A 21,997-nucleotide genomic window follows, 5' to 3' on the forward strand; every position below is an offset into this window, starting at 1 on the left:
ATGAAAACAAGGCGTGAGTTTCACAAGCTCGCGGTCGCCACGGCCGCGGGACTTGTTGCTCCTGCAGTCTTGGGGAGCAGGGCTTTTGCACAAGACAAGCCGATCCGCGTCGGTGCGAGCGTTTCGCTGACGGGCCCGCTCGCCAGCACAAAGAATGGCCTGATAGGCTACGAGCTGTGGCGCGACGACGTCAACGCGGCCGGAGGCCTCCTCGGGCGCAAGGTCGAGCTGGTTATCTACGACGACCAGAGCAGCGCGGCCAACGTGCCTGCGATCTATTCCAAGCTCGTTGATGTCGATGCCTGCGACGTGCTCTTCTCGCCCTACGGCGCCAACCTGTCGGCACCGGTCATGCCCTTCATCAAGCAGCGCAACCTCTTCATGATCGGCATGTTCGGTCTGGCCGGCAACGATGTAGCCAAGCATGACAAGTTCTTCCACAGCGGCCCTTGGGGACCGAATTCCGGTCGTGACTGGGCACGTGGCTTCTTCGACCTTGCCAAGGCGCAAGGGGTCAAGAAGATCGCCATCATCAATGCCGATCTGGAGTTTTCGAAGAACGCCGCCAAGGGTGGCGCGGAAGTCGCCAAGGAATACGGCATGGAGATCGTCTTCAACCAGAGCTATCCGCCGAACACGACCGATTTTTCGGCGATCATCCGCAATATCAATGCCGGCGATCCGGAAGCGATCTTCATCGCCTCCTATCCAGCCGACAGCACGGCGATCATCCGCGGCGTCAAGGAGATCGGCATTTCCGACAAGGTGAAGCTCTTCGGCGGCGCTATGATCGGCCCGCAATATGGCGCTCTGCTCAGCTCGCTTGGGCCGGAACTGAACGGCCTCGTCAACTCGCATACCTTCGTTCCCGAGCCGACCATGCAGACCCCGGCGATCAAAGGTTTCTTCGACCGCTATACGCCGATCGCCGTCAAGCAGGGGGTCGATCCGCTCGGCTACTACATCCCGCCCTTCTATTATGTCGCCGGCCAGCTCGCGGCAGCCGCGATCATCGGCTCGAAATCAGTCGATCCAGCCAAGATGGCGGCGTTCTTGCATGCCAATACGGTCGATACGATCGCCGGCAAGATCGCTTTCAACGAGATCGGCGACTGGAAGGATCGACGTGTGCTGATGGTGCAGCTGCGCGGCATCAAGGGTAACGATCTCGAACAGTTCCGCAACCCGGGCCATCAGGTCATCCTCGACCCGCCGTCGCTGAAGACTGGAGAGCTTGCCGCTCCCTACAACAAGGCGCGCACGAGCTGATCCTATTAACAGATCCAGAGAGCCGGCGAGCTGCCGGCTCAAGGACCCAATAAATGTTATCGATCGATATTCTGCTGAACGCCGTCGTGACGGGCATTCTGTTGGGCAGCGTTTATGCATCGCTCGCCCTCGGGCTCGGGATTACTTTTGGCATTCTCCACATCCCCAACATCGCGCATCCGACCCTGGTGATCGCCGGCGCCTTCTTTGTCTACACGTTTGGCCAATGGGGGTTCGATCCGATCTTCGCAGCGCTGATCGGCCTCGCGCCCTTCTATATCCTCGGCGTTGCGCTCTACATCTTCTATTCCCGCGTTTTCGAACGGCGGGGCGGCGCTAACGTGCTGCAGAGCCTGACCCTGTTCTTCGGCCTGTCGCTGGTCATTGAAATCCTGTTGGCGCTGAGCTTTGGCTCGGAACTGAAGTCGGTCAGCGTCTCCTATATCGGCTCCAGCCTGAAACTCGGCCTGCTCACCATTCCCTACCGGCTGCTGATCCCGGCACTGCTCGGCCCGGTCATGATCGCCGCCGTCTGGCTGTATCTGAGCCGCACCAATTCCGGCACCGCGATCCGCGCTGTCGCGCATGAGGAACGGGCGCTGTCGATCGCCGGCCTCAACCCGGCTTCGGTCAAGCAGCACGCCTTCGGTATCGCCACCGCGACCGCCGTAGTCGCCGGCGCCGCGCTGATCATGATCGGCCCGGTCGAACCCTTTGCCGGGCGCTTTCAGATCGGCCGCGTCTTCGCGATCGTCGTGCTCGCCGGCATGGGCTCCATTCCCGGAAGCCTCGCGATCGCCATCATTATCGGCGTCGCCGAGGCTCTTGTCGCCAGCTACCTCAATCCGTCCTGGGCGCCGGGCGTGGCCTTTGCCATCCTGCTCCTGGGTCTCGCATTTCGCCCGCAGGGCCTGTTCGGAGCGGCGAGATGAGAAAGAATTCCATCCTGTTCCTTGCCGGCATCGTCATCATCCTGGCGCTCGGCTTTCTCCTACCTTGGACGATTCGCAACCCGTTCTATTTCTTCGTCGGTTACGTGGTCCTGCAATATGTGACGATCGCCACCGGCTGGAACATCCTTGGCGGCTATGCGGGCTATATCAATTTCGGCGCGGCCGGCTTCTTCGGTGCGGGCGTTTATCTGGCCGCCTTCCTGTACACGACCCTCGGTCTGCCGCTGCCGCTTTGCATCCTCTCCGCGGCTGTCCTCGGTGCCATCCTAGGCGTGCTGATGGGATACCTGACGCTACGCATCCAGGGCGTCTATTTCGCTATCGCCACGCTCGGCCTCGTCATCGTGCTGGAGACGATCGTCCACAACATCTCGGCGCTCGGCGGGGCGAGCGGCATGGCGGTTTACGGTCCCCGCCCACCGGGCTGGAGTCCTGGTCCGTCGCAATACAATTTTACCGTCATGCTGATGATCGCCGTTGCCAGCGTTGCGCTCGCCCGTTTCGTCGAAATCTCATGGATCGGCCGCGGCCTGCGCGCCGTGAGGGCCAGCGAAGACGCGGCAGAATGCTCCGGCGTGCCGACACTGCGCCTTAAACTGCTCGCCTGCGCATTGAGCGGCGCGGTGCTGGCGGCTGCCGGCTCGCCCTATCCCTTCTATACATCCTATGTGGAGCCGGTCACCGCCTTCAGTCTGATCATCGGCTTGAACGCCATCGCCATGCCGCTGATCGGCGGCACGAAAAGCTGGGCGGGCCCGGTGCTCGGCGCACTGCTGCTCGCCTCCGTGCAGCAGATTGCCACCGTCACCATCTCGTCGGAGCTCAACATCCTCTTCGTCGGCCTGGTGCTGATCGCCTTCGTGGCCTTCGCGCCGGGCGGGCTTGCCGATCTTTTCAGCCGCAAGCAGGGGAGGGCGAAGCCGTGAACGATATCGTTCTTTCAATGAAGGCCGTGGAAAAGGCCTTCGGTGCATTCCGTGCGCTCGGCCCGGTCGATCTCGATCTTCGTCCCGGCGAACGGCTCGGCATCATCGGCCCAAATGGTTCCGGCAAGACGACATTGATCAACTGCATCACCGGCGTCTACCGCCCCGACAAGGGTTCGGTGCATTTCGAGGGCCGCGATATTTCTCATATCGAAGCTCACAAGCGAGCAAGACTGGGCATTTCCCGCAGCTTTCAGATTCCGCGTCCCTTCGCCGGCATGACGGTGCTGGAAAACCTGTTGGTGCCGCTCGACTACTGCCATGTGGACGGCAGCAAGGAGGAGCGGGCGCGCGCAGTGCTGACGAGTGTGGGGCTCGCGGGCCGCATCTCCCATCCGTCCGAAAGCCTGTCGCAACTAGAATTGCGCAAGCTGGAACTAGCCCGCGCACTGGTCGGCAATCCGAAAGTGCTGATCGCCGACGAGGCGATGGCAGGTCTCTCGGGAGAGGAGATCGACGAGGTCCTGTCGATCCTCTTCGCGCTCAACCGCTCCGGCGTGGCGGTGATCATGATCGAACACATCATGCATGCGGTGATGCGCTTTTCGGAGCGGATCGTCTGCTTCGAGACCGGTCGGCTGATCGCCTCCGGCACATCCGCCGAGATCGCCGAAAATCCGCTCGTTCAGAAGGTGTATTTCGGTGAATAGGCTGGTCGTCGACAATCTGTCTGCCGGATACGGCGCCGTTTCCGTGCTCCGCAACGTCTCGCTGGAGCTGAACGAAAGCGAGATGGTGACGCTGCTCGGCATGAACGGCAACGGCAAAAGTACCCTGCTCAACTGCGTGCTCGGCTTCGTGCGGGCAAGTGCCGGCCGCATTCTGCTCGAATGGGATGGCAAAACCACCGATCTCACCAAGCTGCAGCCGCACGAGATCGTCCGGCTCGGCCTGTCGATCGTGCCGGAAGGGCGGCGTCTCGTGCCGAACATCTCGGTCGAGGACAATCTGAAACTCGCGGGCAGCAATCCGCTCGTCGTCGGACGGATGAAGGAAAATCTCGCCTATTGTTTCGAAACCTTCCCGCTGCTTCTCGAGCGCCGCAAACAGATCGCCTCGACCATGAGCGGCGGCCAGCAGCAACTTTTGGCAATCGCCCGTTCGCTGATGACCTCGCCAAACATCATCATCATCGATGAACCGTCGGTAGGACTCGCGCCGATCGTGGTGCGGGACGTGCTGAATGCCATCACGCATCTGCGCGAGAAGAGCAACATGACGATCCTTATGGCGGAGCAGAGTTTCTTCCAGGCGGTCGACGTCTCCTCACGCGCCTATGTTCTGGCGCATGGCAGCATTTATCGGGAGTTCAAGCGCTCGGACGGCGAAATCGCCCATGAAGAGATTCGTCGCGCGATGCTGGGTACGACACATTGAGGAAGTTTCCATGGAGTTCGGACTGAAGGGTGGGGTGGCGCTCGTCATCGGCGCCAGCAAGGGTATCGGCAAAGCAACGGCGGTTTCGTTCGCCGAGGAAGGCACGAAATGTTCCGCCATCATATCGAGGTTTTCCTTCCGAACAGCCAGAGAAGGTAGGGACCGCCGATCAGCGCCGCGAAGAGGCCGACGGGGACCTGGTAGGGATAAATGATGATCCGCGACAGCCAGTCGGCGACCATCAGCACGCCGGCGCCGATTAGAATTGCCGCGACGAGCTGATGATATGGCTTCTGGAAGCCGATCAGCCGGGCAAGATGCGGTGCGATCAAGCCCGTCAGGGACAATGGCCCAACCAGGAACGAGGAGATTGCCGTCATCAGCGCCGCGATAACGGCCAGCAGCAGCCGGGACGGCAGGACGCGCAGTCCGACGCTGCGGGAAAGGTTCGGTCCAAGCGGGAGGATCGAAAGCCAGCGCATCATCAGAAAAAGCGGCGCCGTCAGCACGATCAGCGAGATCAATGCCGTCCAGGCTTCGAAGCTGCCGGCACGATTGGTGGAGCCGGAAATCCAAGTGAGCAAAATATAGCTGCGCATGTCGCCCTGAGCGAGAACCATGCTCACGATCGCCATGGAAAAGGCGCTGATCGCGATTCCGGCAAGCAGCAGTCTTTCACCTGAAAAAACTGAACGGGCGGCGATGGCGATCATGACCAGAAAGGCGGCGAGCGCCCCAAGCGCCATGCTGAACAGCATGACCGGCGGCGAGGGGAAGCCGAAGAGCATCAGCGCCATGGTCAAGCCCGCGCCGCCGCCGGTGGAGACGCCAAGAACCTCGGGACTGGCGATCGGATTGCCGGTGACGCGTTGCATAATGAAACCGGCAGCCCCCAGCATCGCGCCCGCACCACCCGCGGCAATGATGCGCGGCAGGCGAAAAGGCAGGAGATCAGTAAAAAGCGTACCGCCGGCAAGGTCCCAGCCGTCATCGGTGGGGCCGAGGATCAGCACGACCGCCAAAACGAGGGTCAGCGAAAAGGCGAGCGTGGCCAATGCGGCGATGGGCCTGCGGAGATGCCGCAAGACAGCGTCGGCATTTGCCGTGACATCCGAGAAACTGCGCACACCGGGCAGAAGGACAAGCAACAGAGGACCGCCCAGCAGAGCGGTGGCGGCGCCTGTCGGAACCAAATCCGAAAAGCCCGATCCCAGCAGTTGCGTCAGGCAATCGGCAAGGAACAGGATCGCGGCTCCCGTCAGCGGCGCGGCCACGATCACATGCCCCGTCGTGCGGGCTCCACAAAGCCTGGCGATAGCGGGTGCCGCCAGGCCGACGAAGCCGATGATCCCGACCGTAGCGGTGACCGAGGCTGAAAGCCAGACTGCAAGGACGAGAATACCGAACCGGGCCGAATGCAGTGCGACACCAAGGCTTCTGGCGCTGGAATCGTCGAGCGCCAGGACATTGAGCGGCCTCAAGAGCAGGAAAGCGACCGCACCACCGATAGCAAGGCGAGGCGCCAGCGAAATTACGCCGTTCCAATCCTGCTGGTTGAGGGCGCCGGCACCCCATATATGGATGGACAGAGCATATTCGCCGCGCGCCAGCACCAAGGTGACGCTCAAGGATGCAGCGATCAGGCTGACGATCATGCCGGAAATCGCGATCGTGACGGGGTCGAGCCCGCGCCGCCAGCTCAGAGCCAGGACGATCGCAACGGCGATGAAGCCGCCGGCGAAGGCGACAAGCTCACGTGAGAAATCGGCAAGCAACGGCGAGAAACTCAAACCCAGCGTGAGTGCCAATTGCGCGCCGGAAGCAATGCCGAGAGTGGACGCATCGGCAATCGGATTGCGCAATACGCGTTGCAGCAGAACACCCGCAAGGCCGAGTGCCGCGCCGCAAATCAACGCAATGGCCGCTCGCGGCATCAGACTGTTCCATAGCAGAACCGTATCGAGCACTTCAGCCGCTGCCACATCTCCGGGCACCCGCGGGCGGAGCATCAAAAGCAGTGCGAAGGCTCCAGCACACGCGATGCCGAACAGGACCGCGGCAAGGAGCGATGTCCGCAGGCGTCGCATGGGCATCGGAAGATTAACCATTGCGGACACGGATCAATCCTTCCGCCAGAAAGTCGGCAAAACGGCTCGCTGCCGGCAGCGCGCCGTAGGGATTGATCGAGCCGATCGTCACCACCCGGTCTTCCCGCACGGCCGGCAGGGCCTTCCAGAAAGCGCTGCCGGTCAGGGCCCGATAGGCATCGGCGGGATGCGGCGGGATGAGAACGATCCAGGCGTCCGGCATGGAGGCGAGAGTCTCGATGCCCACCGGAGCCGTGGCCGAATAGCTGGTCGCACCGGTCCAGGCATTGGCAAGGCCGACGCGGTTCAACACTTCGCCGAACATGCTATCGGAACCGAAGACGCGATAGTGACGCGCATCGCCGAGGTTGATCGGCAAGACGGGCCGGCGGTCACTCTCGGCAAACCGCAGTCTATAGCGATCGAGGCGCACCGAAAGATCCTCGATGAGCCTGCGGCCGGCAGGAAGCCGCAATCGCTCACCAATTGCAAGCGTTACCCGTTCTGCAAGCGCGTAGGGGCTTTCGCCGAGTTTGTAGATCGCGTGGCTTTCGACCGGGGCGATACGGCCCATCAAATCATCGGCCCAGGTGTAGAAATTCGAGTTGAAAATCAGGTTCGGGCGGGAAAAGCGCAGTGCCTCGAAATTCGGCGTTCCGCGCAGACCGAGATCCACGGTGGTTTCAGGAACTTCAGGCTTCACTGCGATCTGGGCGAACTGTCTAAGCTCGGTGGCAGCCACCACATTGGCGCCGATGGCGAGCAAAGTTTCCAGCAGCGCCCAATCGAGCGTCGCAACCCGCGGAGCCGTCGCCTGCGCCCGGACGCTTGTCGCGGCAAACAGAGCAGCGGTGCCGGAAAGCATGGTCCTGCGGGTAAGCTGCGGCACTCCGGACATGTCTCCTGTTGCACAGGAAAGCCCAAAGGGCTCTCCTGGATTTTGCCTCAAGCTGCCGTCTTACCAGGCTTTGCTGAGCTTGAAAGTGAATGTGCGGGCATCGCCGTATCCGCAGGTCGCCGATCCGCCGCAACCCTTGACATATTCCTTGTCGAAGACATTGCTGACGTTGAGTGAGCCTTCCCAGCCATCCTTCCTGTAGCGGATGGCCGCATCGAATACTGCAGCACCGGGAACCTTCAGCGCATTCAAACGATCAGCATAGCTCTCACCCTGGTAGCGCACGCCGCCACCAAGGCTCAACCCTTCAAGAGGACCTTGCATGACCGAATAGTCGAGCCATAGCGAAGCCTGGGTGTCCGGCACGAGATAGGGCTTCTTGCCCACATAGGCGGCAACGATGTCATCCTTGACTTCGAGATCGGTATAGCTGAACGATCCGAGGATCTTCCAGTTCTCGTCCAGGTTGACCTTGGTTTCCAGCTCGATGCCAAGGGATTCGACCTCTCCGATCTGACTCGACAGGAATAGAGGAGCACCGGTGCTGACCGCAACATTGCGCTTGGTCAGCTGGAACAACGATGCGGTGAACGTGCCGTCGATGAAGGTCGGCTCGTATTTCAGGCCGATCTCGTATTGCTCGCCCTCTTCCGGTTTGTTGTACGGTGTCGCGCTGACGACGACGGTCGGGTTGAAGAAGGTCCCGACGCTTGCGTAGGGGGTCAGGCCATTGTCGAACTCGTAAGCCAAACCGATACGCCCGCTCAAAGCGCCTTTATCGTAACTGTAGCTGAACGAGGTCGCACTATAGGCCGTCGGCCGATTGTCGGTATCCGTGTGGACGAAGTCGTAGCGGCCATTGAGCGTTACCAGCCATCCATCGCCGAAACGAAGCTGGTCCTGCGCATAAATGCCGACCTGCTGTTGTGTGACGAGCTGGTTGCTATAGACCAAGTTGGCCGGCTGCACGGCGCCGTAGACGGGATTGGTGGCGCTGATCGGCGTCCCAGGGGACGACGCCTGAAGATTATCAAGCTGATAATATTTGTAATCGAACCCGACCATCAGGTCGTGGCTCACCGGACCGGTATCGAATTCACCTTCGAGGCGGTTGTCGGTCGCAAACGTATGAACCTTCGACGTTGCCTCGAAACCAAGCCGGTGAAGCTGGAAATCCGGCGTCTGCGGCGTATCGTAGGAGCCATAGATATCCAGCGGGTCGGCGCCCTGATAGCCGTAGAGATAAGGGCCTTCCTCATGCTTGTAGAGATGGCCGTAACGGACGTTCTGCGAAAACTTCCAATTGCTTGTAAACTCGTGCTCGAATTCGTAGCCGATCATCTGCTGGGCATATTCGCCTTCGTCGATGGAAGGCTCGCCATAAAACGCATCCCGGTCGATCTTGCCGAAAGGCGCATCGACGACGGTACCGACATAGGGGAAGAAACCGTTGCCGACATGCACTTGGTCGAGACCGGAAACGAAACCCCAGACCGTGAATTTCGTCCCTTCATCCGGCGAAACCGTCAGCTGCGGCATGATGAACCCGCGCAGGTCGTGCGAGTAGTCCGAGTAGTTGTCCCCGCCGGCGATCTTTCCGGTCAGGCGATAGCTCATCGTGTCGCTGTTGCCGATCTTATCGGAGATGTCGAAGCCCCCAAAGGCATTGCCGTTACTGTTGATCCCGGTTTCCGTATAATAAAAAGGCTCGTCGGTCGGGCGCTTGCGTACATAGTTGACAATGCCGCCGGCATTGCCGCCACCATAAAGAACCGACGAGGGACCTTTCAGCACATCGACACGTTCCAGCATGAAGGGATCGAGCTGAAATCCGCCGAAGCCGTAAGCGAAAAGATTGAGGCCGTCGAAGAACGCGCCGGTTTGCGTCGCGTCGAAACCGCGAATGTAGATCCAGTCGGTATCTGCATCGGTGCCAAAGGGCTCGGCCGTCACGCCCGGAGTATAACGCAGGGCTTCGTCGATCTTGTTAACGACGCCGCGGTCGTTCATCTCCTGCTTGCCGACGACCGAAACTGCCTGCGGAATCTCATTCAACGGCGTATCGGTCTTTGAACCGGCGTTGGATTTTTTGGCGACATAACCTTTGACCGGCCCTGTCGCCGGTTCCCCTTCGCCTTGCAGCACGATCGGCGCCAAAGTCGTATCGGCGTTCTGCGCCTGCGCCGACCAGCCCGCGCAAATGCCGATGATCGCGACACTCGCGCCTAGTCCACACCTTGCAGCTCTCGTCCTGGCTCCAAGCGCTCCCTTCCGTTTCGTCATCTCTGACCCCCACTCGTCCTACCTGACATAACCGCCCCTTGGATGCGGCATCACAATAAGATGAGTAGTTAACTCAATTTTATTCCCTGGGATTGGCCCGATCAATCGCAATTGAACGATTTTGGGCAAATTTCACTACTGCGAGCGAATCTTTACAGAAGCCTCAAGCCTGTCTGGCCTTTCTCCACCGGGCCGGTGTCGTGCCGACGTGTTTGCGGAACACGCGCGTGAAATGCGCCTGGTCGGAAAATCCCGTTTCGGCGGCAACGGACGTCAGCGGTTGATTATTGGACAGCAGCAATTCCCTGGCCCGCTCCAGCCGCGCATTCATCTGCCATTCGTGCGGCGCCATACCGGTAGACGCCTTGAACGAATGGCTGAAGTGGGATTGTGAAAGGCCGGTCAGATCCGCCAGTTCCTGCAAACGGATATTGCGCATGCAGTTCTCGGTGATGAAATCGGTCGCGCGCTTCAGCTGCCAACTGGCGAGCGCACCGCGCTTGCGGGCAGGCATCTTCATCATCTTGAGGACGTCGATGACGAGAGCCAGTGCCAGACCATCCCCATAGAGATCGTGCAATGGATCGGGATTGGCGATCTCCGCGGCGATCAGATCCGCGAGCGCCATGACACGCTGGTCGAAGAACAGAAGCTGCGGATCCTTCAGCTTCTTCGGATCGATGTCCTCCATTAGCCGGCGGCTGACGATATCCGCGTCGAAATGAATATCCAGATGGCGCACATACTGCACCTCGGTGATATCCACCCAGAGGTCCATATTGGCTGGAATGTAGGAGATCGGGCTCTCCCGGCTGTCCTGTGCCGCACCGCGCCCCTTCGGAGAGAGCTTGACGTTCGGGCGGCCTTTGCCCCGTTGGTCGAGAAGGATGAAGAGGCGCGGATCGCGCGCGAGATAGTGGCCGCCTGCATAAGAGGCGCATTCCACATCCCATAGGTCGGCGGTGATGCCGTTCCATTGACGGCGCCGCAGCCCTCCGATGACCGAGAAGCCTTCGATACTGTTCTGCATCCGCGGCTGAAATGTCATGCGGTCACCTTGCCATAAACTTGCGTTCTTTTATCAAGTTTACGACAAATCAGCAATGCGGATGTCACACCTCCGTGTCATCGACACCTGGAAATACGGCCGTTGAGTGCGCTTCCGCACCAGAACGCTCGACCGTTGGACCGTTCCCACCATCACATCCTTGTTTTCGCCGAGCGCGTCTTGCTGGCCGAACCATGCGGCTTCAGCCTTGCTTCGGCTCTCCCGGGATCAGTTTTTCGAGGTTCATCCCCACGGCATCGCCAAGTTTTTTCATCGTCGGAAGAGCAACGGCCATATCGAGGATCGCACCGACGGTCTGGTCGACCGGCGAGGGCGCGCGCTCGGTGACATCTCCGACCCGGCCGAGACCGGTAATGTGATTGATCGAAATGCCTTTGATCTTTTCCGCGGGCTTGACCATTTCGCCAATGATCGCCGGCAGGGCGGCAAGCCGCGCCTTTTCGAGTTCCATGGCGGCAAGCTCCGGCGAACGGCTGTTTTCGGCCTCGATCCGGGCGGCCTCTCCATCAGCCTCCGCCTTTTTCTGGATGCGCAGTGTTTCGGCCTCTTCGCGTTTGATCAACCCGCGCGTCTTGGCAGCGATCTGGTCGCTTTCGGAGGTGATGCGAATGCGGGTGGCCTGGGCCTCGGCTTCCTGCTCGGCCGCCATCAGAGCGAGCTGCTTGCGGCGCTCGGCTTCGGCCATCTGTCGCAGGGTCGAAAGGTCTTCCTCTGCCTTGATCACCGCGGCGCGAGCCTCGGTCGCTTCCGCTTTAGCGCGGCTTTCCTCTTGGCTTTTCGCGGCGATCTGGATGGCGCGGTCCTGTTCGGCGATTTCGAGCGCGCGCGACTGTAGGATTTCCGCTTCCCGGATAATCTGTTCGCGGGCAAGCGAGGCAGTCTGGATGGCGCGCTCCATCTCGATGCGGGCCTGCGCGGCGGCCGCTTCCGCCTCTGCCTTGCGACGGGCGACTTCGGTCAGTTGTTGGGCAAGCAGAAGCTCGATTTCCTGGGTCTGCTGGATTTCGGCGCGGCGCTGTTCAAGCTCGATATCGAGCTTGCGGCGGTTCGATTCCACCTCGGCACGGCGCACAGCGACCTGGCTTTCACCCTCGATCTCGGCGCGTTCCTTCTTCGACTTCGCTATGACCTCGGCGAGCTTGCGCATGCCGACCGCGTTGAAGGCATTGTTCTCGTCGAGCGCCGAGAACGGCGTCTGATCGAGAGAGGTAAGCGATACGCTGTCCAGTTGCAGGCCGTATTTCACCAAGGTGCCTGCGAGTGCTTCATGCACCTGACGGACGAATTCGCCACGGTTTTCATGTAGCTCGTCCATGGTCATCTGTGCCGCGACGGCGCGAAGCGCATCCACCATCATCCCGTCGATCAGTGATTTGAGCTGATCCGGCTGAAACGTACGCCGACCAAGCGTCTGCGCAGCACGCACCACGGCCGCCTCTTCCGGCACGACGGAAGTGTAGAACTCCGCGCCGACATCGATGCGCATGCGATCCTTGGTGATCAGCGCGTGGTCGCCGGTGCGGGCGACATCCATGCGGATCGTCTGCATGTTCACGCGGCTGACCTCGTGGAAATAAGGGATAGCCAGCGTGCCGCCCTCGATCACCACCTTGCGGCCGCCGATGCCGGTGCGCACCAGGCTCACCTCGTTCGTCGCACGTTCGAAGAACCACGCAGCCAGCACGATCAGCACCGCCGCAAGGATGAGAAGGATGATGAACCAGCCCAAGGCGCTCATTGTCTTTTCCTTTCAGTATCGGTCAGAACTGCGGCGGGAAGTGACGGCCGCCGCGATCGAGCGTGATCCAGCGAAGTTCGGTGAAGGCATCCAACGACCAGCGGCCGCCGTAACGGCCGACGCCGCTCGCCTTGGTACCGCCAAACGGCACATGCGGTTCATCGTTGATGTTCTGACAGTTGACGTGGCAGATGCCGGTTTCCAGCCGCTCGGCCATCCGCAGCGCGCGGGCCTCGTCGCGAGACCATACGGCGGCGGTGAGGCCGTATTCGGTGTCGTTGTTGAGCGCCACCGCCTCGTTCTCGTCGCGGAACGGACAGACGACGACGACGGGGCCGAAAGTCTCGTCATGCCAGATGTTCATCGAGCTGTTGACGTTCGCAAGCACGGTCGGCTCGACGAAATTGTCCCAGGCGCGGCCGCCGAGTTCGACGGTGGCGCCCTTGGCGACCGCATCATCGATCAGCGCCTTGACACGCAATGCCTGGCGGTTGTTGACCAACGGACCGATGACATTCGACGGATCGTTGGTGTGGCCGGTCTTCAGCTTGCGGGCGCGGGCGAGGAAGCGCTCCATGAAGGGCGCATAGACCTTCTCGTGAACCAGGAGTTTCTCTGTCGACATGCAGACCTGCCCCTGATGCATGAAACTGCCGAAATTCGCCGCGCGCGCGGCGGCATCGAGATCGGCGTCCTCGAGCAGGATCATCGAATCCTTGCCGCCGAGCTCGACGCAGACCTTCTTCAGGTATGCGCCGCATTTCGCCGCGATATGGCGGCCGACAGCGGTCGAGCCGGTGAAGCTGATCGCCTTGACCTTCGGATTGCCGATCATCTCGTCGCCGACGGCGCCGACGCTTTCGCGCGAGCAAGTGACCACGTTGAAGACGCCGGCCGGCACGCCTGCCTCTTCCAGAACTTCCGCGAAATAAAGTCCGCCGGAATAGGGCGTGTCTTCGGAGGGCTTGAGCACGATCGTGTTGCCGACGGCAAGCGCTGCGGCAAAGCCGCGCGAGGTCAGAATGCCCGGCATGTTCCAGGGGCTGATGACGCCGACGACGCCGAGCGGGAAACGGGTCGCCATCATGAACTTGTGGTGTTCGGAAGGCAGCACGTCGCCGATTGACTGGTAGCAGAGCGCCGCGGCGGAGCGGAAGACTTCCGCGACATAACCCGCCTCGAACAGGCCCTTGCCCTTCCAGCCGCCGCCTTCGGCCATGGCCGCGTTGCAGAAATCGGCTTTGCGGCGATCCCAGACATCGGCGATCTTCAAAAGGAGATGCGCGCGCTCATGGAAGGCGCGGCCGGACCATTCGCCGAAGGCCGCCTGCGCGGCATCGATCGCCCGGCGCATGTCAGCGGCGGAACCATCGGGAATACGGGCGTAGAGGCTGTTGTCCGAGGGGTTCAGATCCTCGAAGGTGCGGACGGCGGGAACCCATTGCCCGCCGATATACATGCCCTTGACCGAAGGCGCGGTGTTGTTGGCGACGATATCAAGCATGATCGGTCTCCTTTTATTGCGGATCGCGACGCCAGGCCCGGGCGCGGGCGGCGGCATCCTCGATCTCTTTCAGAACGGATTTCAGACGGTCTTGGCCATTGCCCAAGCCCGTCGCGGGGATAGGCGGCGGAGCGAGGCTGGGCGAGGGAAGGCCGGAACGGTTTGCCGAGCCATTGCTCGTTCCCGGGTTCGGCATATAGGTCCGCGGCGGAGCGGCAGGCATGCTTCCGCCGTATTGGGCACGGCTTGCTTGGCTGGCCTGCGCCACGAGATCGCCGACAGACAGGCCGCCGAGCAGCGCATCCGCTGTGCCGCGCATGGCAGGGGTGGGCGAAGGGGCCGGAGGCGAGGTCGGGCGCGGTACCGCAGCCGGTGGGGGCATGCGCGGCGGTTCGGGCAGAGGCTGCGGGGGTGGGGCAGGGGAAACAGGTCGTGCCGGTGTCACGGCAGGAAGGGCTGCCAACGCTGCGGCTGCAATATCCTGTGGCGAGGGGCCAGTTGTTCGAGGTGGTACATGAACTCTTGCGGCAGCGCCAGCGGCCACGGGCGCTGCCAGGAGTGATGTCGGACGAGGAGTGGAAGCCGGCCGGCTTCCGCCGCCGCCGAGATAGGCGGCCTGCACGGCCGGGTCGTTGCGCAAATCCTGCGCCCTGCCTTCATGGACGATTCGGCCGTTTTCCAGGAGATATCCCCGGTCGGCGATCGCAAGACTCTGCTTGGCATTCTGCTCCACCAGCAAAATGCCGATGCCGGTGTCGCGCACCGCCTTCAGCGCGTGGAACAGTTCCTTGCAGAGAAGCGGCGAGAGACCAAGCGAGGGTTCGTCCAGCGTCAGCAGCGCCGGGTTCGACATCATCGCCCGGCCGATCGCCACCATCTGCTGCTCGCCACCCGACATGGTGCGGACGATCTGGCCGCGCCGTTCGTGGAGTTTCGGGAAAAGCCGGAGCACGCGGTCGAGATTACCTGCCTCTTCGTCGCGGGCACGCGGCGCATGGGCGCCGAGTTTCAGGTTTTCGGCGACCGTCAGGTCGCCAAACACGCCGCGGCCTTCCGGCACCAGCGCGATGCCTTCCTCGACAATACGGTTCGGGGCAAGCCCGAGGATCTCCTTACCCTGCATGGTGATCGTGCCGGCGGCGCGGCCTTCGCAGATGCCGGAAACGGCCTTGAGCAGGGTGGATTTCCCGGCGCCGTTGGCGCCGAGGATAACGACGATCTCGCCGCGGCCGATCTTCAGCGAAGCACCTTCCAGCGCCCGGTGCTGGCCGTAGGATACGGAAAGCCCTTTCACCTCAAGCATCGTCATCCCCCAGATAGGCGCGGATAACGGCCGGATCGGAAAGCACGTCCGTCGGCGTACCCTCGGCGATCTTGGCGCCGGCAGCCATGACGACACAACGGTCGCAGAGCGAGCGAATCGCGTCCATCACGTGCTCAACGAGAATGATGGTGCGGCCCTCGTCGCGCAGGCTGCGGATCAGGCGGATGCCTTCTTCGAGTTCGGTCGGATTGAGACCGGCAAGCCACTCGTCCAGCAGCACGATACGCGGTTCGCCGGCGAGCACGCGGGCAAGCTCGACCCGCTTGGTATCGATATAGGTGAGCTGCCCGACCATCATCTGGCTGCGGCCGGCAAGGCCGACCTTTTCGAGCATGGTATTGGCGATCGCCTCCGCTTCATGCCCCCAGTGACGACGGTGACCGAAGACGGCGCCCGCCTTGACGTTTTCCAGCACCGTCATCGACGGAAGGAGGCGGACGAGCTGAAAGGTGCGGGCAATGCCTCGTCTTGCGATATCCTGGGCCGGCAGGTGGGTGATCGGCTGGCCACGCAGACTGATCGTGCCGGCCGTCGCAGGGAAGGCACCGGAAATCAGGTTCAGCGTCGTGGATTTTCCCGAGCCGTTCGGGCCGATCAGGCCCAGGACCTCGTGTTCGGTGACATCGAAATCCATGCGGTTGACAGCCGTCAACCCGCCGAAACGCTTGGAGACGCCGCGGAGCGAGAGAAGCGCGCTCATGCAAAACCCTCCGCGTTGTTCATTCGCTTCCTTGCAGCGTCGATCAGGCCAACGAAACCCTTCGGCAGCAGGTAGACGATGACAAGGAAGCAGAGGCCGAGGAGAAGCGTGGTCTGGTTCGGAAACGACGCCGAGATCGCTTCCCACAGGAACGTGAAGGGAATGACGCCGACGAGCGGACCCCAGAGCCGGCCGGTGCCACCGAGCAGCGCCATGATGACGACCTGGAAGGAAAGCATCGGCGTGAACGCAAGCGACGGTTCGATATAGACATAGCGCGGTGCAAGGATCGCCCCGGTGATCGAGGCCATGGCGCCTGGCACCATGAACAGCAGGATTTTCGCTCGCGCCGTATCAATGCCGGAATGTTTGGCCACCGCTTCGTCATCGCCGATGATGCGCAGTGCGAAGCCGAGACGCGACCGCCCGATGAGCCAACCGAGCAGCAAGACGACGGCCGCAAGGCCGAGAAGCTGCCAGTAGATATGCACCTCGGTGATCGAGGTCAGAACGTAGATGCCCTTGGTGCCGGAGACATTCTGGCCCCAGGTGATGATCTGCCGAACGAATTCGGCAAGACCGAGCGTGAAGATCACGAAATAGACGCCTGAAAGCCGAAGCGTTGCGAGCCCGACCAATGCCGCCATGAGCGCGCCCATAACGCCGGCAATGGGCAGCAGCGCCCAATAGGGCAGGTGCTGGATGCCGATCCCGGTGACATAGGCGCCCACACCGAAAAAGGCGGCGGTCGCAAGCGAGATGTAATGGGTTGGGCCGGAAAACAGCGCCCAGCTCGTGGCGAGCACCGTGTACATGGCGATCGTCACGCCGATCGTCAGGCTGTAGGCGCCGGCCGTCCATGGCAGGCAGGCGGCAGCAATAAGGGCGAGGGTGCAAAGGGCGAGATTGCCCCAGTCGCGGGAGGAAAGCGCGGTCACGTCGTAGGCCTCCCGAACAGGCCCTGCGGGCGCCACAGAAGGATGATGACGAAGAGCAGATAAGCTGCAGCCAGCGTCAGGCCGGGGTCAATGACGCGGGCGACGAAGGTTTCGAGCATGCCGAGGAGCACGGCTGCGACGATCGTGCCGCGCACATCTCCCACGCCGCCCATGATGACGATGACGAGCGCCTTCAGCGTGAAGATCACACCGGTCGAGGCATCGAGTGTCAGGAAGGTGGAGATCAGCGCGCCGCCGGTGGCGGTCACGGCACCGCCCAATGCGAAGGCAAGTGCCGCCGTCTTGCGCACATCGATGCCGACCAGACGGGCGCTATCCGGCGCGACAGAAATCGCTCGGATGGTCATACCGGCACGGCTGCGGGCAAGCCAGAGCCACAGTGCGCCGCAGATGATGACCGCCGAGAGGAAGGCCGTGACGCGATTGGCGCCATAGGTATCGCCGAGGATATTCACCGGCGTCGAAAGATAGGAATAGCTGAAATAGTCGCCGCCGAAAAAGGCGAGCATCAGCCCGACGGCCACGAAGGAGAGGCCGAATGTCGTCAGGATCGCGTCCACCTCAAGCTGCCCGCGCGACTTGGCGCGTTTCACGAGCGGACGCAGGAAGATGATGTAGATCAGCCAGTTGAACAGAAAGGCCACCGGCGCGACGAGAAACACGGTCAAGAGCGGGCTGACCTGGCTGCCCGTCCAGAACCAGAAGGCGACGAAGCCGCCTGCAACCAGCATCTCGCCATTGGCGAGGTTCATGATGCGGGCCATGCCGTATTGCAGGTTCAGACCCATCGCGATCAGCGCGTAGGTCCCGCCCAGCAAGAGCCCTGTTACGATAACGTCCATGCCATTCCCCGGTGGAGGTCAATCCCGGGGTTCGGTAAGGAACCCCGGGGTAGGAGTTACGGATTACTTCCAGGCACCCTTCTTCACCGGCGCGACGGCACCTTCGCGGCCGGTCGAGGCGACGCCCTTGAACACGCCGCCCTGCCACTGGCCGACGGTCCAGAAAGCGGGGTTGTTGTTGTGCGCGTCGAACTTGATCGGGCCGATCACCGTATCGAAGCTGTTCGCCTTGATGTGCTTGATGATCGCGGCATTGTCGAAAGCGCCGACGGCTTCGATCGATTTTTCGAGAATCTGGAAGGACGAATAGACCATGGCGCTTGCCCAGTAGTCCGGCTTGGCACCCGTCACCTTCTCGTGACGCTGCGCATATTCCTGGAAGGCCTTGCCATCGGCATAAACGCCGCCGATGCCGAGGACGCCTTCGGCAGATTTGCCGAAGCGACCGGCATAGGCCGGGAAGGCGGTCGCGACGGCGGTGAAGAAGGCGCCGACCTTCAGGTCTTCGACGACGGCTTGTTCAGTGAGTGCGAACGTGTCGGGCGGATAGGACCAGGCGATGAAGGCATCCGGAGCCGCAGCCTTCACGGCCTTCATGACCGGCGAAAGGTCCTGCGTGCCGAGCGGATAGGAGGTCTCATAGACGAGGTCGAAACCGGCGGCCTTGAAGGCGGGTTTCGCCTCGCCCATCAGTTCGATGCCGAACGCGTCGGCGACGTTGACCATGGCGAGCTTCTTGCCGATATCGCCGCGGTCACGCAGCTTGACCATGGTTTCGACGACGCTCTTGACCGTGGGCTTGGCGCCGCCGAGCGTGATGAAGACGTTGGGGAACTGCTTGGCAAGCTCGTCCGCCTTGTCGGTGGTTGCCGTCGAGGTGATCATCGGCAGGCCGTAGCGCGCGTAGATCGGTGCGGCCGCAAGGTTCAGGCCCGTCGAATAGGGCGGCAGCACGACCTTGACCTTGTCCTGGTCGACGAGGCGCTGCACAGCCTTGATCGTTTCGCCCGGATTGGTCTGGTCGTCATACTCGATGGCTTCCAGCTTGTAGGTCTTGCCGCCGACCTTCAGGCCGCCGCGGCCGTTGACGTCGCTGATCCATAGCTTGACGTTCGGCCAATAGCTGACGGCGGCGCCACCCGCAAGCGGACCTGTCTTCGGGGCCACGGCGCCGATCTTCAGCACCTCCTGTGCCAGAGCCGGGGCTCCGGCCACGCTCGTTGCCAGTGCAAGAGCAGCAAGCTGGGTAAATGTCCTGCGTTTCATGTCTTCTCCTCCCGTTGTCACACTTCAAGAACTATTGCCGGTCCAACTGATCGGCCGCCGGTTCGTCACGCTCGGTCATCCATTGGATCTCCGTGAATTCGTCGATCACCGCGCGACCACCGAAACGGCCGTAACCGCTTGCCTTCATGCCGCCGTAGGGCATGGTCGGATCGTCGCAGACGGTCGTGCCGTTGATGTGGACCGCACCGGCTTCGATCTGCCTGGCGATCGTACGGGCCTTGCCGAGATCGCGGCTGAAGACCGCGGCGGTCAAGCCGTATTCGGTGTCGTTAGCAACCGTGACGGCCTCTTCCGCATCCGCCACGCGCACCACGCCGACGACGGGGCCGAAAATCTCTTTTTCGTAGATCCGCATGCCATAGGCGACATGGTCGATGACCGTCGGCTGCATCAGCGTCCCGGCATGCTCGCCTCCGGTGATCAGCACCGCGCCTTTACCAAGCGCATCGTCGATCAGCCCGTGCAGGCGCAGCACGGCATCCGTGCCGATGACGTGGCCAAACGGCGCCTGTCCGGTATGGGGATCGCCGCGAAGTTTTTCCGCTTCGGCCTTCAGGCGGTCGACGAAGGCATCGGCGACAGCCTCCTCGACTACGATCCGGTCGGTCGACATACAGACCTGTCCCTGATTGAAGAAGGCGCCGTGGGCAACTGCCTTCGCAGTTCCATCGAGATCGGCATCGGCGAGCACGATCGAGGAGGCCTTGCCGGAAAGTTCCAGCAGGCAGCGCTTCAGATGTTGGGCCGCGGTCGCCGCGACCTGGCGGCCGACACGGGTCGAACCGGTAAAATTCACCCTTCTCACCGCCGGATGGGCGATCAGCACCTCGACCACATCATGGGCGTCCTCGGGCGCACTGCTGACGAAGTTCAGCACGCCCTCGGGCAGGCCGGCATCGATCAGCGTCTGTGTTACGGTCTCATGCATCTTGGGGCAGAGTTCGGATCCTTTCAGCACCACGGTATTGCCAAGCGCCAACGGCGCGGCGACCGCGCGCACGGCGAGCGCTACCGGGGCATTCCAAGGCGCGAGGCCAAGCACCACGCCTGCGGGGCGGCGGATCAGGCGGTAACGCACACCGGCGGGCGCTCCTGTCGCATTTTCTTCGCCAATGGCTCCGGCAAGGCTTGCCGCATGCCGCAAGGTCGCCTGGGCGATTTCCACATTGAAACGGATCCAGCTCGGACAAGCACCGACCTCGCGTTCACCGATGTGACAAAGCGTGTCGAGTCGCGTCTCCAGAAGTTCGGCACCCTTCACGAGCAGGGCCGCGCGATTGGATGGATCAAGGCCGGACCAGCCGGGAAAGGCGCCCGCCGCAGCATCCGCGGCGGCTTCCGCTTCGGCCGGCCCAAAGGCTGCGGCCAGCGTCAATATGGCGCCTGTCGCGGTGTCGCGACGTTCGTAACAACGCTCATCCAAAGCGGAAACGGCAATGCCTCCCACGATGCCCCGTGCACCGAACATGCGTCCTCCCAAACGGCTGTTCGTAGATCCCCCTCAACGGCCGGTAGGCTTTTCACCCATCTTTTCAGTATTTCCGGCCTATGGCACACATTGTGGTTGACGTGCAGGGAGAGTAAATGGCGAATTGTGGGAATGTATTTTCTCGATGTGGGATTCTTGATGCCAGATCGCCGTCCATTCATCCAGCAGACAGCCTCCCGGCCGGAAGTGCCGGTTCGGGCCGAGCGTTTTCGGGCCGCTCTGCAGACCCGTGTGCTGGGCAGGGCAGGTCTCGGCGAGGCTGAAAATTTCCGCGCCCTCTTCCTGGAGAAGGGAGAGGCAATGCTGCGCGGCGCCGACGACGATGCCCTGCCACTCTCCGGCCCGACCATGGGGTGGTTTCCATGGCGTGATGGGATGAGGCTCGAGCTTGGGGCAGGTGCACAGGGCACCCACCTTCTGCTTGGCGCCTCCACGCTGAACAGGGTGTTGCAGCGGCGCGCCGAGGCCGGCGAATTGCGGTTCATGACCAGAAGGCCAACTTTTATCCGCCTGGGAGCGGATAGCGCTGCGCGGGAAGCGATTGCAGCTTGTTTCACAGGCGTCCTGGCAGAAACGCTCCACCCCGGCCTCATGTCGTCGGCCATAGTGGACTCGCTCCTGCATATCCTGCTCGTGCATCTTCACCGCGGCCAGCCGGGCCGGATCGGCGCAGGGGCTGAAACGGGAGGAATCAGGGCGATCGCCGGGCAGTTCACAGTGCTGGTCGAAACCCATTTCCGCGATCAGTGGGCGGTGGCGGATTATGCCGCGGAACTCGGCATTTCCCGCGACCGGCTGAACGACATCTGCCTCAGAGCCTATGGCCGCCCGCCGGCCCGCCTGATCCGCGAAAGGTTGGCGCTGGAAGCGCGCATCTATCTGGAAAACTCGTCCCTGGCGCTGGGCCAGATCGCCGGCGTCCTGGGCTTCGCCGGCGCTCCGCAGTTCAACCGTTTCTTCAAGGCGCTGCTGGGGCGCACGCCCGGGCGCTATCGCCTGGAGCTGCACCGTTCGGCCCAGGCCGGGCCTGCTGCGCCGAATGCCCACTATGCCTGGCCTTGAACCACAATAACGTCACCCGGATCATGGCGGAGGCCGCAGACCGGAACGCCGCTCGAATTCTACAACACCCCGGCCAACTGTCATGCGTTCAGACAGGACAGAACGGCAATCCGCACCCGAAATCAATTTATTGGCAGGATCGCAAGAGTCCAGGCCGCTTGAAGGGCAGT

General features: G+C 62.0%; 18 protein-coding genes. 6 read left to right on the plus strand and 12 right to left on the minus strand.

Annotated elements, in window-relative coordinates; translation table 11 throughout:
- The 5 genes from DMO26_RS21930 to DMO26_RS21950 are packed head-to-tail and all read left to right on the plus strand — an operon-like array spanning position 1 to position 4,585.
- On the plus strand, positions 1–1,269 hold the full coding sequence (locus DMO26_RS21930) for an amino acid ABC transporter substrate-binding protein (RefSeq protein ID WP_162895022.1): 1,269 nt from the start codon (positions 1–3) through the stop codon (positions 1,267–1,269).
- 53 nt (positions 1,270–1,322) lie between these two features.
- On the plus strand, positions 1,323–2,201 hold the full coding sequence (locus tag DMO26_RS21935; protein ID WP_117194298.1) for a branched-chain amino acid ABC transporter permease: 879 nt from the start codon (positions 1,323–1,325) through the stop codon (positions 2,199–2,201).
- The gene (locus tag DMO26_RS21940; protein ID WP_117194299.1) at positions 2,198–3,148 is read left to right on the plus strand and encodes a branched-chain amino acid ABC transporter permease; all 951 of its coding nucleotides are present in this window, start codon (positions 2,198–2,200) and stop codon (positions 3,146–3,148) included. Before DMO26_RS21935 ends, DMO26_RS21940 begins: the two co-directional genes overlap by 4 nt.
- Positions 3,145–3,858, plus strand: a complete 714-nt coding sequence (locus tag DMO26_RS21945) for an ABC transporter ATP-binding protein (protein WP_226951383.1) — start codon at positions 3,145–3,147, stop codon at positions 3,856–3,858. Before DMO26_RS21940 ends, DMO26_RS21945 begins: the two co-directional genes overlap by 4 nt.
- On the plus strand, positions 3,851–4,585 hold the full coding sequence (locus DMO26_RS21950; protein WP_117194300.1) for an ABC transporter ATP-binding protein: 735 nt from the start codon (positions 3,851–3,853) through the stop codon (positions 4,583–4,585). Before DMO26_RS21945 ends, DMO26_RS21950 begins: the two co-directional genes overlap by 8 nt.
- A 119-nt stretch (positions 4,586–4,704) precedes the next feature.
- Here DMO26_RS21950 and fhuB read toward each other — a convergent pair whose 3' ends face one another.
- From fhuB to DMO26_RS22015, 12 genes are all read right to left on the minus strand, one after another.
- Positions 4,705–6,678 (minus strand): Fe(3+)-hydroxamate ABC transporter permease FhuB, encoded by a 1,974-nt coding sequence (gene fhuB, locus DMO26_RS21960; protein ID WP_117194472.1) that lies wholly within the window; start codon positions 6,676–6,678, stop codon positions 4,705–4,707.
- Between the two features lie 7 nt (positions 6,679–6,685).
- On the minus strand, positions 6,686–7,570 hold the full coding sequence (locus tag DMO26_RS21965; protein ID WP_117194302.1) for an ABC transporter substrate-binding protein: 885 nt from the start codon (positions 7,568–7,570) through the stop codon (positions 6,686–6,688).
- 60 nt (positions 7,571–7,630) lie between these two features.
- Positions 7,631–9,853: a TonB-dependent siderophore receptor gene (locus DMO26_RS21970; RefSeq protein ID WP_117194303.1), complete on the minus strand. Its 2,223-nt coding sequence runs from the start codon at positions 9,851–9,853 to the stop codon at positions 7,631–7,633.
- A gap of 163 nt (positions 9,854–10,016) precedes the next feature.
- A complete protein-coding gene (locus DMO26_RS21975; RefSeq protein ID WP_117194304.1) occupies positions 10,017–10,901 on the minus strand; it encodes a helix-turn-helix domain-containing protein in 885 nt (294 codons plus the stop codon).
- Between the two features lie 202 nt (positions 10,902–11,103).
- The gene (locus DMO26_RS21980) at positions 11,104–12,660 is read right to left on the minus strand and encodes a flotillin family protein (RefSeq protein WP_117194305.1); all 1,557 of its coding nucleotides are present in this window, start codon (positions 12,658–12,660) and stop codon (positions 11,104–11,106) included.
- 22 nt (positions 12,661–12,682) lie between these two features.
- The gene (locus DMO26_RS21985; protein ID WP_117194473.1) at positions 12,683–14,164 is read right to left on the minus strand and encodes an aldehyde dehydrogenase family protein; all 1,482 of its coding nucleotides are present in this window, start codon (positions 14,162–14,164) and stop codon (positions 12,683–12,685) included.
- A 13-nt stretch (positions 14,165–14,177) separates the two neighbouring features.
- Positions 14,178–15,467, minus strand: coding sequence for an ABC transporter ATP-binding protein (locus DMO26_RS34975; protein ID WP_117194306.1), 1,290 nt, complete (start codon positions 15,465–15,467; stop codon positions 14,178–14,180).
- Complete coding sequence (locus tag DMO26_RS21995) at positions 15,460–16,188, minus strand: ABC transporter ATP-binding protein (RefSeq protein WP_117194307.1); 729 nt, start codon at positions 16,186–16,188, stop codon at positions 15,460–15,462. The genes DMO26_RS34975 and DMO26_RS21995 overlap by 8 nt, the downstream gene beginning before the upstream one ends.
- Positions 16,185–17,126, minus strand: a complete 942-nt coding sequence (locus DMO26_RS22000; RefSeq protein ID WP_117194308.1) for a branched-chain amino acid ABC transporter permease — start codon at positions 17,124–17,126, stop codon at positions 16,185–16,187. The genes DMO26_RS21995 and DMO26_RS22000 overlap by 4 nt, the downstream gene beginning before the upstream one ends.
- Positions 17,123–17,989 (minus strand): branched-chain amino acid ABC transporter permease, encoded by an 867-nt coding sequence (locus tag DMO26_RS22005; protein ID WP_117194309.1) that lies wholly within the window; start codon positions 17,987–17,989, stop codon positions 17,123–17,125. The genes DMO26_RS22000 and DMO26_RS22005 overlap by 4 nt, the downstream gene beginning before the upstream one ends.
- A gap of 63 nt (positions 17,990–18,052) precedes the next feature.
- Complete coding sequence (locus tag DMO26_RS22010) at positions 18,053–19,255, minus strand: amino acid ABC transporter substrate-binding protein (RefSeq protein WP_117194310.1); 1,203 nt, start codon at positions 19,253–19,255, stop codon at positions 18,053–18,055.
- Positions 19,256–19,286: 31 nt separating this feature from the next.
- On the minus strand, positions 19,287–20,744 hold the full coding sequence (locus DMO26_RS22015; RefSeq protein ID WP_117194311.1) for an aldehyde dehydrogenase family protein: 1,458 nt from the start codon (positions 20,742–20,744) through the stop codon (positions 19,287–19,289).
- Between the two features lie 159 nt (positions 20,745–20,903).
- Here DMO26_RS22015 and DMO26_RS22020 point away from each other — a divergent pair, with 159 nt between their 5' ends.
- A complete protein-coding gene (locus DMO26_RS22020; RefSeq protein WP_117194474.1) occupies positions 20,904–21,827 on the plus strand; it encodes a helix-turn-helix domain-containing protein in 924 nt (307 codons plus the stop codon).
- The last annotated feature ends 170 nt before the right edge of the window (positions 21,828–21,997 follow it).

The organism is Rhizobium terrae, from assembly GCF_003425685.1.
In the GTDB taxonomy this organism is placed as follows: Bacteria; Pseudomonadota; Alphaproteobacteria; order Rhizobiales; family Rhizobiaceae; genus Neorhizobium; species Neorhizobium terrae.